Annotated in this window: 11 protein-coding genes and 3 pseudogenes; 9 read left to right on the top strand and 5 right to left on the bottom strand. The window is 69.3% G+C overall.

Features of this window, described 5'->3' with window-relative positions:
- Both ACFP2V_RS24540 and ACFP2V_RS24545 read left to right on the top strand, forming a co-directional pair.
- A partial coding sequence (locus tag ACFP2V_RS24540; RefSeq protein ID WP_381216493.1) for an acyl-CoA carboxylase biotin carboxyl carrier protein subunit occupies nucleotides 1-341 on the top strand: 341 nt, incomplete at its 5' end.
- A 65-nt stretch (nucleotides 342-406) separates the two neighbouring features.
- Nucleotides 407-673, top strand: a pseudogene (locus ACFP2V_RS24545) (NAD(P)-binding domain-containing protein); the annotation flags it as partial.
- A gap of 9 nt (nucleotides 674-682) precedes the next feature.
- Here ACFP2V_RS24545 and ACFP2V_RS24550 read toward each other — a convergent pair.
- Nucleotides 683-1183, bottom strand: a complete 501-nt coding sequence (locus ACFP2V_RS24550; RefSeq protein ID WP_381216517.1) for a transposase — start codon at nucleotides 1181-1183, stop codon at nucleotides 683-685.
- Nucleotides 1180-1764, bottom strand: coding sequence for an IS110 family transposase (locus tag ACFP2V_RS24555; protein ID WP_381216496.1), 585 nt, complete (start codon nucleotides 1762-1764; stop codon nucleotides 1180-1182). Before ACFP2V_RS24555 ends, ACFP2V_RS24550 begins: the two co-directional genes overlap by 4 nt.
- 523 nt (nucleotides 1765-2287) lie before the next feature.
- Between ACFP2V_RS24555 and ACFP2V_RS24560 the strand changes: the two genes are divergently transcribed.
- The 3 genes from ACFP2V_RS24560 (at nucleotide 2288) to ACFP2V_RS24570 (ending at nucleotide 5364) form a co-directional block, all read left to right on the top strand.
- On the top strand, nucleotides 2288-3517 hold the full coding sequence (locus ACFP2V_RS24560; RefSeq protein WP_381216520.1) for an IS110 family RNA-guided transposase: 1230 nt from the start codon (nucleotides 2288-2290) through the stop codon (nucleotides 3515-3517).
- 175 nt (nucleotides 3518-3692) lie between these two features.
- Nucleotides 3693-4757, top strand: coding sequence for an NAD-dependent epimerase/dehydratase family protein (locus ACFP2V_RS24565; RefSeq protein WP_381216499.1), 1065 nt, complete (start codon nucleotides 3693-3695; stop codon nucleotides 4755-4757).
- Nucleotides 4758-5001: 244 nt separating this feature from the next.
- A complete protein-coding gene (locus tag ACFP2V_RS24570) occupies nucleotides 5002-5364 on the top strand; it encodes a hypothetical protein (protein WP_381216502.1) in 363 nt (120 codons plus the stop codon).
- Nucleotides 5365-5489: 125 nt separating this feature from the next.
- Here the strand turns inward: ACFP2V_RS24570 and ltrA are convergent, their stop codons facing one another.
- Nucleotides 5490-6917 (bottom strand): group II intron reverse transcriptase/maturase, encoded by a 1428-nt coding sequence (ltrA, locus tag ACFP2V_RS24575; RefSeq protein ID WP_381216505.1) that lies wholly within the window; start codon nucleotides 6915-6917, stop codon nucleotides 5490-5492.
- 1658 nt (nucleotides 6918-8575) lie between these two features.
- Here ltrA and ACFP2V_RS24580 point away from each other — a divergent pair.
- Nucleotides 8576-9460 (top strand): annotated as a pseudogene (locus ACFP2V_RS24580) (ISAzo13 family transposase); the annotation flags it as partial.
- Between the two features lie 151 nt (nucleotides 9461-9611).
- Here ACFP2V_RS24580 and ACFP2V_RS24585 read toward each other — a convergent pair.
- Entirely contained in the window at nucleotides 9612-10160 is a 549-nt protein-coding gene (locus ACFP2V_RS24585) for a DUF4142 domain-containing protein (protein WP_381216508.1), read from the bottom strand.
- 145 nt (nucleotides 10161-10305) lie between these two features.
- Here ACFP2V_RS24585 and ACFP2V_RS24590 point away from each other — a divergent pair, with 145 nt between their 5' ends.
- From ACFP2V_RS24590 to ACFP2V_RS24600, 3 genes are all read left to right on the top strand, one after another.
- On the top strand, nucleotides 10306-10950 hold the full coding sequence (locus ACFP2V_RS24590; RefSeq protein WP_381216511.1) for an SDR family oxidoreductase: 645 nt from the start codon (nucleotides 10306-10308) through the stop codon (nucleotides 10948-10950).
- Nucleotides 10951-11253: 303 nt separating this feature from the next.
- Nucleotides 11254-11919, top strand: coding sequence for a nitroreductase (locus ACFP2V_RS24595; protein WP_381216524.1), 666 nt, complete (start codon nucleotides 11254-11256; stop codon nucleotides 11917-11919).
- Between the two features lie 349 nt (nucleotides 11920-12268).
- Entirely contained in the window at nucleotides 12269-12715 is a 447-nt protein-coding gene (locus ACFP2V_RS24600) for a cupin domain-containing protein (RefSeq protein ID WP_381216514.1), read from the top strand.
- A 631-nt stretch (nucleotides 12716-13346) separates the two neighbouring features.
- Here the strand turns inward: ACFP2V_RS24600 and ACFP2V_RS24605 are convergent.
- Nucleotides 13347-13551, bottom strand: a pseudogene (locus ACFP2V_RS24605) (transposase); the annotation flags it as partial.
- Between the last annotated feature and the right edge of the window lie 220 nt (nucleotides 13552-13771).

A 13771-nucleotide genomic window follows, 5' to 3' on the forward strand; every position in this document is an offset into this window, starting at 1 on the left:
TCGGCGGCAAGCGCCTGGAGGTCTCGCTGCCCGCCTCGCTGGGCATGTCGCTGGCCCGCACCGGCCTCGCCGCCGGGGCCAGGCCCAAGCGCCGGGCGGCGAAGCGGTCCGGCCCGGCGGCCTCCGGCGACACGCTCGCCTCCCCGATGCAGGGCACCATCGTCAAGATCGCGGTGGAGGAGGGCCAGGAGGTCGCCGAGGGCGACCTGGTCGTCGTCCTGGAGGCGATGAAGATGGAGCAGCCGCTGAACGCCCACCGCTCCGGCACCGTCAAGGGCCTCAGCGCCGAGGTCGGCGCGTCGATCACGTCCGGCGCGGTCATCTGCGAGATCAAGGACTGAAACGGGACGTGTCGGCTCAGATCGCAGTCAGCCGCTGTCAACGACCAACGAGACAGGGAAAGACCATGGGCACTATCGGGATCATCGGCGGCACCGGTGCCCAGGGCAAGGGCCTCGGCCACCGCCTCGCCAAGGGCGGGTATGACGTGGTGCTCGGGTCCCGCGCTGAGGACCGGGCCATGGTCGCCACCGAGAATCTCCAGGAACGCGGGGTCTCCTCAGTACGGGGGGCAACCAACTCCAAGGCCGCGGAGACCGCCGACCTGCTGTTGCTCGTCGTGCCGTTCGACGGCCACGACGACCTGGTGGCCGAGCTCGCCCCCCGAGGCTGCTATGTCGTGTCAAGCTGCTTGAGCGAGTTCTTCGACGTTGCCGGGTCGGCTCCGATCGGCGCGCTCAAGGATCTTGAAGATTTGGCGGCAGACCACCCGCTTGAGGCATCGCTGCGCGTCACGGGAGGTCTTCCCTTCGGCGACCTTGCGTGCGACGTACGTCTTCGTAGAGGGATCGAGTCGCATCCTGATCAGGGTGATCGTGTGCATGGCCCGGTTGAGCTGCCGGTCGCCGCTGCGGTTGAGACGGTGTCGGTTGGTCAGCCCGGACGAGGCAGGGATCGGCGAAACACCGGCGAAAGAGGCGAACGCGGCTTCCGAGCGGAATCGTCCCTGGTGAGACCAACTGACCAAGATCTGGGCGGCGGTGATCGGCCCGACTCCGAGCAAGCCGAGAAGCTCGGGGGCCTGCTGTCGCACCAGGGCGAGGATCTCGTTCTCGAGCTCCTTGGCCTCAGCCTGCAGGGCCTGGACACGCTGGGCCGTGGACCGCATGGCCCGCACCGTCATCCGGTGCTCGAGGTCCTGGGCCGGCGGTCCCGGAACTGGGCGCAGTAGGCGATCTGAGCGGGGCGCTTGAGCTTCCGCAGCTCGGCGCGGAGCTCGTCCGGTGCGGAGATGATCAGGGCCTTGAGCTGGTTGATCGCGGCGGTGGAAGCGAGGACCGCGCCGTGACGGGTGGCAAGCAGCACCCGCAGCGCCTCGCGTTCGCCACGGAGGCGGGGCTGGATCAGATGCTCGGTGGCCAGGGCCTCCTTGGCGGCCCGGATAGCGTCGAGCATGTCGGTCTTGCGGCCGCCGCGGTTGGCCGCTCGTTTCGGGCGGCAGACCTCGACGACCTGCTCACCGGCCTGGACCAGGAAGACCGCGAGGCCGGCACCGTAGCTGCCGATGCCTTCCAGGGCCCAGCAGCGGCGGCCGGGAACCTGCTGGCGGGCGAAGTCCAACAGGCGCCGGTAGCCGCGGGCGTTGGCCGGGGAATCGGTGCTGGCCAGGACGGCGCCAATGGGGCTGACGGCGGCTGCGACGAGGGTGTCGCGGTGAGTGTCGACGCCAATGACGCCATCGACGTGTTCTGCAAGCATGGTCATGCGGTTGTTCTCCTCCGGGCGGACGACCGTAACGGCGTCGGCCTGGGTGGAGTCACCACGTGGCAGAACTGTGATGAGTCACGCCGCAAGGCGGACAAGCTGCTGATCAAGCCAACGGGTGGGCCGGGCCGACGCCCGTGTCCGGCAGACATCTCGGGGGAACGGCAGTCCCTGACGGGACGCCAGTTATGTTTCGAGTCATGCCGGATCACGAGCGCCGAGCCTGGCAGCAACCCATCCCGGGCCGCAGAAGAACTCTCACAGTTATGTTTTTCGCGGTCCTGCAAGAGGGCCGCCGGCCTCCGGGCCCGGCATGACTGTGTCCCCCTGTCGAAGGCATGACCTGGGGGGTGGTGTCACCGGGCCCGGGAGGCGCCGTCGGAGACGCTGATGAGAGGTCCGGCCACCGTCCGGTCCGGCGCAATGCCGGACAGCTCGCGGGCGGCAGGTCTGCATAACGTGGATGCGTGCGTACGACACCGAAGCCGAGGCCAGACAGAGCCAACTCCCCTGGAAGGGTGCGATGTTCGACACCGGCAACGTGGGCGTCTTCCTCGGCATGGACGTCGGCGAGAGCGCCCATCACGGGCACGGGCTCACCCCGGCCGGCAAGAAGGTCTTCGACAAGGCCATGCCCAACAGTGAGCCGAAACTGCGGGCCGTGTTCGACAAACTGATCGCGAAGTTCGGCACCGTGCTGGTGATCGTGGACCAGCCCGCCTCCATCGGCGCCCTCCCGCTCACCGTCGCCCGCGACGCCGGCTGCCAGGTCGCCTACCTGCCCGGCCTGGCGATGCGCCGGGTCGCCGACCTCTACCCGGGCGAGGCGAAGACCGATGCGAAGGACGCCGCGGTGATCGCGGACGCGGCCCGCGCCATGCCGCACACCCTGCGCTCGCTGGAGCTGACCGACGAGATCACCGCCGAGCTGACCGTGCTGGTCGGCTTCGACCAGGACCTCGCCGCCGAGGCCACCCGCACCTCCAACCGGATACGCGGCCTGCTCACCCAGTTCCACCCCAGCCTGGAGCGCGTCCTGGGCCCCCGCCTCGACCACCAGGCCGTCACCTGGCTCCTCGAACGCCACGGCTCCCCATCCGCCCTGCGCAAGGCCGGCCGCCGCAGACTCGTCGAGCTGATCCGTCCGAAAGCCCCCCGCATGGCCGCCCGGCTCATCGACGACGTCTTCGACGCGCTCGACGAACAGACCGTCGTCGTCCCCGGCACCGGCACCCTCGACATCGTGATCCCCTCCCTGGCCGCTTCTCTGGCCGCCGTCTACACCCAGCGCCGGGCGATGGAAGCCCAGATCAACAACCTGCTGGAGGCCCACCCTCTTTCCCCGGTCCTGACGTCGATGCCCGGCGTCGGCGTCAGGACCGCCGCCGTCCTGCTGACCACCGTCGGCGACGGCACCAACTTCCCCACCCCCGCCCACCTGGCCTCCTACGCCGGACTTGCCCCGACCACGAAGTCGTCCGGCACCTCGAGCCACGGCGAACACGCGCCCCGAGGCGGCAACCGGCAGCTCAAACGCGCGATGTTCCTGTCCGCCTTCGCCTTCGCCTTCGCCTGCATGAACGCCGATCCCGCCTCCCGCACCTACTACGACAAGCAACGAGCCCGCGGCAAGACCCACACCCAGGCCCTCCTCCGCCTCGCCCGTCAACGCATCAGCGTCCTGTTCGCCATGCTCCGCGACGGCACCTTCTACGAATCTCGGACACCGAAGGACGTCGAGCTCGCCGCATAACCCCAGCAACCCCGAACCACCCGAAACCCGACAAGGGTGCCTTGACGAAAGACATAGAGGCACCCCCGGGTCCTGGACAGCGGGTGTTCACGCTGCGGGTGAAGTTTCCCGCTGAGGTTCCCCCGGATGCCAGAGTGCCTCGTGTGAGCCGGGGGGCGACGGGGCATCATCCTGCATGCGCATCGTGGTCACCGGGGCGACCGGGAACATCGGTTCTGTCGTCGTGCAACGCCTGCGTGCCGAGGGCACACACAACCCTGTAGGCCTGGCTCGGCGGCTGCCCGAGGGCCCCGACAGCCGTGGTGTCGACTGGCGCTCGGTGGACCTCAGCACCGAGGCCTGCCACGACGCGCTCGTAGAGGCGTTCACCGGTGCGCACGCGGTCGTCCACCTGGCGTGGGGCTTCCAGCCGTCCCACGATCTCGTCTACCTCGCCCAGCTTGGCGTCGGCGGCACCCGCCGCGTACTCCGAGCCGTCACCGAGACCGGTGTCCCGCACCTGGTCCACATGTCCTCGGTCGGCGCCTACTCACCGAAGAAGGACGACCGTCCGGTCGACGAGTCCTGGCCCACCGGGGGCGTGCGCAGTTCGCGGTACAGCCGACACAAGTCGGCGGCCGAGCGCCTCCTCGACCGGCACGAGGCCTCCGGCGCCGGCACACTCGTCACCCGCCTGCGGCCGGGGATCGTCGGGCAGCGCGCCGCCGGCAGTGCCCTCCTCCGCTACGGCGTGCCCGCCCTCGTGCCCCCCAAGGTGCTCGACCTGCTGCCGGTCCTGCCGATGGACCGGAGGCTGACCATTCCGATGGTCCACACCGACGACGTCGCCGAGGCGATCGTCGCGGTGCTCCACCGGCGCGCGGGCGGTCCGTTCAACCTCGCCGCCGACACGCCCGTGACCGCGGCGGTCATCGCGGACGCGCTCGGCGCCAGGCTGGTGCACGTGCCCTCCGCAGTGGTCCGCGCCGCCATGTCGGCCGCCTGGCACGCGCACCTGCAACAGGTCGACACCGGGTGGCTCGATATGGGCTTCGCGCTCCCGACGCTGGACACGACCCGCGTGCGCACGGAACTCGACTGGGCCCCGACCAAGGACGGCCCGCAGGTGCTCGCCGAGGTGATCGAAGGCATGAGGGAGGCTGCGTCCGGCCCGACACCCGTGCTGCGCCCACGCACCGTCCTCGGCGCGCTCGGCGACGCGATCCGTTGCGGGCCGGTCGCTGTGCGGCGGCGCCCGTGACCGCCGGCGCGGCCCCGACACGCTCTGGGCCGCAGCCCGTGCCCGCGCTGCTCGCCGCCGCCCACGGCGGGCCGGCTCTGGCGGTCGGCGTCATCGCGGGCCTGCTCGCGCTCCGCAGTGACCTGCGCCCGTTTGACGCCGCCGTCCCCACGGGGCGGTACTCACCGGCCAGCTCACGATCGGCTGGGGCAACGACCTGCGCGACCTTTCTCGCGACCGCGCCGTCGGCCACACCGACAAGCCGTTGGTCACCGGAGCCCTCCCGGTCGCCTGGGCGGTGCGCGCTCTGGTCGCGGCCGGACTCGCCTGCCTCGTGCTTTCCGCGCTCGTCGGCTGGCGCAGCGCGCTGGTCAACGTCACCCTCGGCGCCGACGCGGGCCACGTCTACAATCTCGGGCTCAAGGCGACCTGGTGGTCGTGGGTGCCGTACGCCAGCGCCTTCGGGACGCTGCCCTCGGTCGTCACCCTCGCCGGCCCCGCCCCGGCCTGGGCGCCGCTGTGGATGACCGGCGCCGACGCCGCGCTCGGTATCGGAGCGCACCTGCTCAACACACTGATCACCCCGACGACGGCCGCCGGGTCCCCCACGGCTACTTCACCCCGATGAGTAGGGTCGGCCCGGGACGCGGTGCTGGCCTTGCGACCAGCCCGTTTCCCCGGGCCGCCCTCCGCACCCGCCGTGCCCGTTCCCGAGCAACGGGCGCTCCACAAGCCCCGGTTGGGCGGTGTTCTTCAGCCGGTGCTGGGCCACGGGGCGGGGATCTTCATCCCTCGGTAGAGGTAGCGGACGGTCTTCACCCTGGCGGGATCGAACAGCCGCACCTCGTCCGTGACAGGCCACCAGCGGCCGCCGCAGTAGCGGCGGCGCAGGTCCTTCCAGGTGCTCCGGCGGAACTTCCTTCGCAGCCACTTGATGACCCGCTGCCAGACGAAATGGCGCAGGTATCGGAAGGTGGCGTGCGAGACACCGAAACGGAAGTAGGCGGTCCAGCCCCGCAGCACCCGGTTGAGGCGGTGCAGCAGGACTTCCAGCGGCAGATTGGTGTCCTGTCGGCACACGTTGCGCACCTTCTCCTTGACCGACGCGAGCGCCTTCTTGGACGGGTAGGTGTAGACGTAGTGCCGATTGGTGCCCTTCTTCCGGTGGCGCTGGAGGCGCCAGCCGAGGAAGTCCAGGCCCTCGTCGATGTGCGTGATCTTCGTCTTCTCCGGTGACAGGCGCAGGCCCATCGGAGAGAGGACCTCTGCCATCCAGGCCCGGATGCTGATCGCATCCTGGCGGGTCCCTGCGACGAGAACGAGAAAGTCGTCCGCGTACCGGCAGATCCGGTAGTTGGGCTTGCCCGTTGCCCGCCGGTGGGCCCTGCGACTGCGGGTGGCTCCTGGTCCACCCGGTCCCGCCGTGATCGCCTCGTCCAGTACGGACAGAGCGATGTTGGAGATCACGGGTGCCAAGATCCCGCCTTGCGGTGCACCGGCCCTTGACTCCTTCAGCCCGGAGTCCTCGGTGAGGATCCCGGCCTTGAGGAACGCCTTCACCAGATCCATCACGCGCCTGTCCCCGACCCGGGCCCGCATCCGTTGCAGAACGGATGCATGCCCGATGTTGTCGAAACACGCCTCGATGTCGCCCTCAACCACCCACTCGTAGGAGCGGGAGGCCAGATGGTGACTCTCGGTGATCGCGTCATGGGCCCGGCGCCCGGGGCGGAACCCGTAAGAACACGGGAGGAAGTCCGCCTCGAAGATCGGCTCCAGGACCAGCTTCAAGGATGCCTGGACCACCCGGTCGCGGATCGTGTTGATCCCCAGGTAGCGGACCTTGCCGCCCGCCTTGGGGATCCCACGCTGCCGCACCGGCAAGGGCCGGAAGGTGCGAGCCTTCAACTCGGCCCGCAGTTCCGTAAGGAAGCTCTCCAGTCCGCGCACGTCCTCGATGTAGTGGGCGGTCACGCCGTCCACTCCGGCCGTGTGCGCACCCTTGTTGCTCCGCACCCGCATCCAGCCTGCAAGCAGGAAGGCCGGGTCACAGACGAGATTGTGCAGGTCATCAAACCGGCGGAGAGGATCCTCCGCCGCCCAGCGGTGCAGCTTGGCCTGGATCTTCAGTACCCGGCGTTCGGCCACATACGCGACCTCCTCCAGCTCGTCGGTATTCACCAACGACCTCCTGGCGTTCCAGCTTCCGCACTGCCGACTTGCTGGATCCCTTCGCCATGTACGCGCCTTTCGCGCGCTCGGACTACTACGGATCCTCCGCCCCACCACGAGACCGCCAGCCGGCGACGTGCCTGCCCCCACTCCCGGCCTGGAAGAACGGTGCGGGGGCGGTCTCGGATGGTTCCCACATTCCCTGTGTGCCGATCGGCCAGGATGGGTGCCCTGCTTTGCCCCGACAGCCTCGCCGTGCCTACGCCGCAGTCCTTCGGCACGGCCACCGGACCCGAAGACTTCTCGGATTCCGGAGTCGGCGGCCCGCATGTAGGGCAGCCGCGTACTGCATCCCGGCCCAGATCCACCAGGTTGGAGCCGGTACAACGCTTACGGAGCTTTAACCGCAGGTTCCTCACGTACACCTTCTGGCCTCGCTTGCCGGACCTGCACCGTCTGACAGTACCGGTGCGTCCCGTCGTTGTCGGGGCTGCTTCCCGCCCTGCCCGGCGTCCCCCGGGCCGGACTGCCCCCAGCTTCTACCGAACCGCTGCGACGGCCCGGCGGTGGTGGTCTTGCACCTCCACTCGGTCACACAGAGCTTCGTGGCGCACCCATGCAGCGTTTGAGGACATCACGCTCCATGAACAGCTCCTTGTCGTCCTTCCGCAGCTGGGCTATCTCCCGCCGCAACCGGGCCAGTTCCTCGCTTTCCACCGCTTGGCCGGCCCCGTCCCTACCGGTCCTGCGGGCCCGCGAGACCCAGCTCGCCAGCGTCTTCTCTGGGACCCGGCCAGCACCCTGCCGCCGCCCCTCGGTGTCGCCGGGCACGAGGGCTCCACCGTCATCGTCGGCCTCAACGGGCTGCGCCTGCTGGCCGACGGCGCCTGGCGCCGTGCCCGCAAGACACGCCGACGACTGGGGCGAGGGGCGGAGGGGGGGTGAACAGCCATGTGCCCGCTGCGGCGGACGGGACAGCGCCGAGGGGAGAATGCCGACCAGACGCTGGTCGGCCTCGCGGCGGTTGAACCACACGCGGCTGCCGTTGCCGGCTGGTTGGGCGACGGTGAGCACGGCGATGGCGTCGCGGGTGCCAAAGGCGGCGACGAACACCGGCGGCAGCAGGACACCGCCGACAGCGCGGCCGTGCCGAACGCCGCCGCGACCACCCTCAGGAGGGTCAGGAGCGTCCTCCACGGCTGTGCTCATGGGCCGGGGCGGCGGCAGGCCGGTCAGGCGACGGACGGCGGTGAGCCCGTTGTCGGTGCCGGGCCAGTGCCGAGCCAGAGCATCGGCTCCGGCGTGGCGGACGACAAAGCATAGGACGGCCGCGACCACGATGGCGTCGTCGGCGTAGCCGAGGACGGGGATGAAGTCGGGTACCAGGTCGATGGGCATCGCCAGGTAGGCCAGCAGCAGCTACAGCCGTACGCGTACCCCGCGAGGCAGGGTCTGGTCGTGGGCGAGGCGGGGAGGAGCCGCAGCAAGTCGGGCAGCAGCCGGATCGCCTCGGTGAGCAGGCCGCCGCGCGGGCGGACAAGGGCCAGGGCCGCGAGGGCGAGTAGCCAGAACAGCAACAGCCCGCCGGTCACGGCCAGAGTTATGGACAGCCAGGAAGCCGTAAAGAGTCAAGTGTTGCTCCTCGTCTGCGGGCTCATTGCCTTGGTATGGCAGTCCCAGAAGAGACCTGTCCCCAACTCCGCTGCAGATTCGCGGTGTTGCTACCGCATCTGAACTAGAGGCAGCGCCGGCTGGCCCTGGCCACCGAGGCCCGGCTGCCCGGGCACGGCGGCATACGCGCCGTGGCACGGATCGCCAAGGTCAGTGAGACCACCGTGTGCCGAGGCATATCGGAACTCGAGGCGAGCGCCGGGCGGTTGCCCGGCGGTCGTGTCCGTGCGCCGGGCGGTGGCCGCAAGCGGGCCGAGGAGAACGATCCTGCACTGTTGAAGGCGTTGCTGGGGCTGGTCGAACCGGACGAGCGGGATAATCCGGAATCTCCGCTGAGGTGGACGACGAAGTCGCTGCGGAACCCGGCCGAGGAGCTGAGCCGGCAGGGGCACCCGGTGTCCGCTCCGACGGTGGGCCGACTGCTGCGGCAGGAGGCCTTCAGCCTGCAGGCGAACGTCAAGGCACTCAAAGGCGCCCAGCACCTGGACCGGGATGCCCGGTTTCGCTATATCGACGAGCAGGTCAAACAGCACCAGGCCGACGGCGAACCGGTGATCAGCGTGGACACGACGAAGAGAGAGCAGATCGGACGGCTGCCGATGGCCGGGTGGGAGTGGCTCCCGCAGGGCGAACCGGCCCAGGTCGAGGACCACCATTTCTTCTTCAGCGGTCCGGACGTGCAGCAGGCGATCCCGTACGGGATCTACGACATCACCCGCAACACCGGCTGGGTCAACGCCGGCGTCGACCACGACACCTCCGTCTTCGCGGTCGAGTCGATCCGCCGCTGGTGGCAATCGCGCGGCAGCCTCGACTGCCCCAAGGCCACCCTGCTGCTGATCACCTCGGATGCGGGCGGCTCCAACGGCTACCGCTACCGGGTCTGACACGCAGGCCAGGGTGGCCATCCGCTTGCGGTGCGGCTTCTCGCCCGGTGTGAGGCGGGTGGCTAAGGCGTTTGGCACGAGATCATCGATCACGCGCGTGGATGTGCTCGAGCGGGCGAGCTCACGTTCGTGAGCCGGCGGGCGCCTACGCGTGGCACACGCCGTGGTTGATCATCTGGGTGTGGCGTGCGACCACCGGGCGCGCGCTCTTGGCCAGGGACTTCACGAGCGGGTTGGTGCCCGAGGCGATCTGCTTGTCGATGAGTGCGAGGGTCTGCACGTGGGCGGGGTACTGGGCCTCGAGCCACGCGGCATCGTAGGCGGGTGTCCCGGCAAGGGACTTGAGGGCGGCGGTCTGCCGCAGCTGCGCGCCCGTTTGCCCGGACGGCAGTGCCACGCTGAGTTGTGCCGCGGTCTTGACGACACCGGCATCAAGGGCGCGGTGGTCGCGGATGAAGTCGGCGCCGATCCGCTTTACGCAGGCGGTGGTCGCGGCGCTCTGAGCTTGCTGACTGGTCGTGATCTCCCACAGGTTTCCCTGGTGGGCTGCGATCAGGAGCTGCCTGTCCAGGGTGGAGACCGCCGACGGTGAGGACGACGACGAAGCGAGGGCCGGGAGCGACGCGGCGCCCATGGCGCACAGGGTGGCGGCGCAGACGGCGGCAAAACGGGCACGGGATCGAGTCGTGTACATGGGTCCTCCACAGGTCGCACGTGCAAGCCTCGGCGAAAACCCCATCCTCATTACTCGAAGCGTGAGAAGCCGTACCTACGCCATGGTCCACCCGGTTGAGGTCCTCGGCAACCGAGGACCCGGGCGCCGCTGTCAGCTTCGGTGGGTGGTCGGGCGTCGATCCTCGGCGGCCGACCGTACGACCTTCGGCACAGACGAGGCGGTGGCGGGAGCCGACGTCGTCGTCAACCTGACGAACTCCCCGACCTTCGACGAAGCCTCCCTGGCCTTCTTCCAGACCTCGATGGACAACCTCCTGGCGGCGGCCCACAGGGGCGGCGTCGGCCACTTCGTCATCCTCTCGATCGTCGGCGCGGAACAAGTACCGGAGCTGGACTACTACCGGGCCAAGGCGCTCCAGGAGAAGCTCCTCGCGGCCGGGCCGATCCCCTACTCGATCGTCCGAGCCACGCAGTTCATGGAGTTCGTGGATGCCGCCATGTCCTGGACCGCCGACGCCGACACCGTCCGGCTGCCCGCCACGCCCATCCAGCCCATCGCCTCCAAGGACGTGGCCGCCGCGGTGGCGGAGGTCGCCGCTGACGCCCCGCTGAACGGCATCCGCGACATCGCCGGCCCCGAGGCCTTCACCCTGGACGAGTTGGGCCGGATCACCCTGTCCCACAAGGGCGACAACCGCACCGTCGTGACCGACCCCACCGCCGGCATGTTCGCCGTCGTCAAGGGCGACGTCCTCACCGGCAAGAACGCCCACCTCGCCCCCACCCGCTACACCGACTGGCTCTCCTGACATCCCCCGCCTCCTGCGCGTCCTGTCCCAGCCCGGCAGTCCTTTCGTTGCGCCGGGCGTGGCAGCTTGAGCCGGATGGGGATTCTGCCGCGGTCCCCCGATCCCCGGTCAGGCGGAGAGCGGGGGTTCGCATGCACCCACTCTCGTCCCGCCGGGATAGACGGGCCACGGCTCTCGGGGTAGGACGGGCCCGAGGGCGTCGCGACAGTCGACCGCCGGCATGGCGCTGGATGCGCCGGGGCCCCAGCGGTCCCGGATTGTCACTGAGCGGACAGGTGGAGCAGATGAGGGACGCAGATGATCTTGGATGTCTATGAGGCGGTCACGAGCCGGCGGGCGGTGCGCGGGTTCACCGACCGGCCCGTCCCGAGGCGGGTGCTGGAGCGGGTGCTGTCCGCCGCGGCCTGGGCGCCGTCCGGATCGAACCTCCAGCCGTGGCGCGCCTATGTGGTGACCGGTGGACCGCTGGCCGAGCTCAAGAGGCGCGCCGGCGAGCGCGTGGCGGCAGGCGACCCCTGGGACGAGCGGGAGTACGAGATGTACCCGCCCGCACTGAAGTCTCCGTACCATGAGCGCCGATCCGCCTTCGGCCATGAGCGCTACAGCGCACTCGGTGTTGCGCGCGAGGACTGGGAGGCGCGCCAGAGGGCCGCCGCCGCGAACTGGGACTGTTTCGGTGCGCCCGCCGCCCTGTTCTGCTACATCGACCGCGACATGGGCCGACCTCAATGGTCCGACATCGGCATGTATCTGCAGACCGTCATGCTGCTGCTCCGCGCCGAAGGGCTGCACAGTTGCCCGCAGATGGCCTGGTCGGTGTATCGCAAGACGGTCGCGGAGATCCTGTCACCACCGGACGAGCTCGTCCTCTTCTGTGGCATGTCGATCGGGTTCGAGGACGCAACGGTGGGTTACGCCCGTACGGGCCGGGCGCCGCTCGACGAGACCGTCACGTTCGTCGAGGGCTAGGGTCTGTAGCGAAAGTTGATCTTGATGGTCGGTGATCACGTGCTGGGCGTGGGGATCTGTCGAACGGCCAGTGGGCCGACTTGAGCCGCTGCTGCCGCGGGGCAGACGACAAACTCGCCGTCCGCTACGAGGCGACCGTGCTGGTCGCAGTCCTCACGAGTGGCTGTGACCAGCACTTTCGCAGCAGACCCCGGCCCGAGCAACGTCAGGGAACGGCGACGGGGCCGCTCCGGCCGGTGTCGGCGGAGGCGGCCCAGGTGCGACGTGCGGTGGCGTCAGCTTCACTGGTCCAGAAAGCGGTGGCCGACGCAAGGTCGTCCATTTCAGGCAGGATCCGGAGGTGTAGTGCATGTCGGAGAAGAACCCGGTGCACGGGACCGCCGACGAGGGGCACGAAATCTCGTTGCCGCCCGAAGTCCAGTTGCTGCAAGACGTCACTCCGCCCTTCTTCCCCGAAAGCGGTTCGGCAATGATCATCCTTGTCGAGTGGCCTCCCGGTCACCCCGGGCTCCCTCCACACCGCCACTCGGGGCCGTCGTTCGGCTACGTGATGGAGGGCGCGGTCCGCTTCGAGCTCGAGGGTGAGCCGGAGCGTGTGGTCGAGGCCGGTGGGACGTTCTGGGAGCCGGGTGGTGACGTGATCCACTACCAGGACGGCAACGCCCTGTCGGACGCGCCGACCAAATTCGTCGTGACCATGGTGTGCGCGCCGGGTCAGCCGATGCTCACGTTGGTCGACGAGGAGGAACTGAAGGAGCGGGCGCGCCTGCGGGCCCCTCGTCCCTCCAAAGGCTGATCGCGACGCCCTCGATAGCCAACCGCCAGAGTTCACGGTCTCGTAGTAATGGGCCGGGTCGGTGACCTGTCGGGATCTTTCCTGTGGGGTGCTGCGATCGCCCGGGTGCGACGGTCTTGAGCAGGTGTTGCGGACTGTGTGCGGACTGCCGGGTTGCCGGCCGTTTCGCTCAGGAGCTGTGACGTTCAGCAGTACGGCGGTTGTCTGGTCAGGCAGATCGCTACCCGCGTCCAGGACTGGGACGCCGTGATCCAGGGCCTGACCACCTACTGGACTCCGGGCCCGTCGAAGGCCGCGTCAACCACATCAAGATGATCGAACGCCAGATGTTCGGCCGAGCCAAACTCCCCACTGGTCTCCTCGTCGCGGCGTGCGGGCCGGCCGTCAGGCGCGTCGCGTGAGGGCTTGAATGAGGGGGCACGAACGCGGTCACGTTCGACCGCTCGCCGCCGCGGTCGGGTTGGGTGCGCCGAGCGTGACGGTGATCCGGTCCGCGGCGACGCTGCCCGCGAGCGGCTTGCGGGGGCTCGCGACCCGGATCACGAGTCGTGGGCGCCGACCCTGCCGCGGCGCACCTTGCCGACCGGGAAGCGGGGCGTTGTCAGCGTCGGCCACCCAGGAGGCGGGAAACTCCGGCGTCCAGGGCGCAGCCGATCATGCGGGCGGCAAGTTGGGGATTCGTGGCGAAACCCACAGTGTCGGGGAGCCCGGCGGCCCGGCAGCGGGTGGCGTCCTGGGCCCAGGAGCGGCAGATACAGTTGCCGGTCGATCGCCGCGTGTCCGCGCAGGGCGGAGTAGATGAGGTAGACGGCGACCTGGCTGTTCTCGATGCCTCCGGGGAGCTGTATTTCAATAACTGTTCGATGGGCAAGTCGCGGTGCCAGGCTGGAGTATGACTTGCCCTCAGAGGGCGTTTACGTAGACTTATTCCCGAATGCGGCTTCTATCTCTACACCACTTTGAGGGCTTTCGTCAGCTGGATGATGAATGCCCTCCCTCCGGCCACAAGCCCGAGCGCCCGCCTCATCCGCTTTCGCCTTCGGAAATCCGTCCGGT

Origin of the sequence: Streptomyces incanus (assembly GCF_042656345.1) — a bacterium.
Classification (GTDB): domain Bacteria; phylum Actinomycetota; class Actinomycetes; order Streptomycetales; family Streptomycetaceae; genus Streptomyces; species Streptomyces incanus.

Excerpts from the sequence above, each read along its gene's own strand:
- ACFP2V_RS24550 (WP_381216517.1), bottom strand. The coding sequence starts at position 1,183 with ATGACGGTGCGGGCCATGCGGTCCACGGCCCAGCGTGTCCAGGCCCTG.
- ACFP2V_RS24555 (WP_381216496.1), bottom strand. The coding sequence starts at position 1,764 with ATGACCATGCTTGCAGAACACGTCGATGGCGTCATTGGCGTCGACACT.
- ACFP2V_RS24560 (WP_381216520.1), top strand. The coding sequence starts at position 2,288 with ATGTTCGACACCGGCAACGTGGGCGTCTTCCTCGGCATGGACGTCGGC.
- ACFP2V_RS24565 (WP_381216499.1), top strand. The coding sequence starts at position 3,693 with ATGCGCATCGTGGTCACCGGGGCGACCGGGAACATCGGTTCTGTCGTC.
- ACFP2V_RS24585 (WP_381216508.1), bottom strand. The coding sequence starts at position 10,160 with ATGTACACGACTCGATCCCGTGCCCGTTTTGCCGCCGTCTGCGCCGCC.
- ACFP2V_RS24600 (WP_381216514.1), top strand. The coding sequence starts at position 12,269 with ATGTCGGAGAAGAACCCGGTGCACGGGACCGCCGACGAGGGGCACGAA.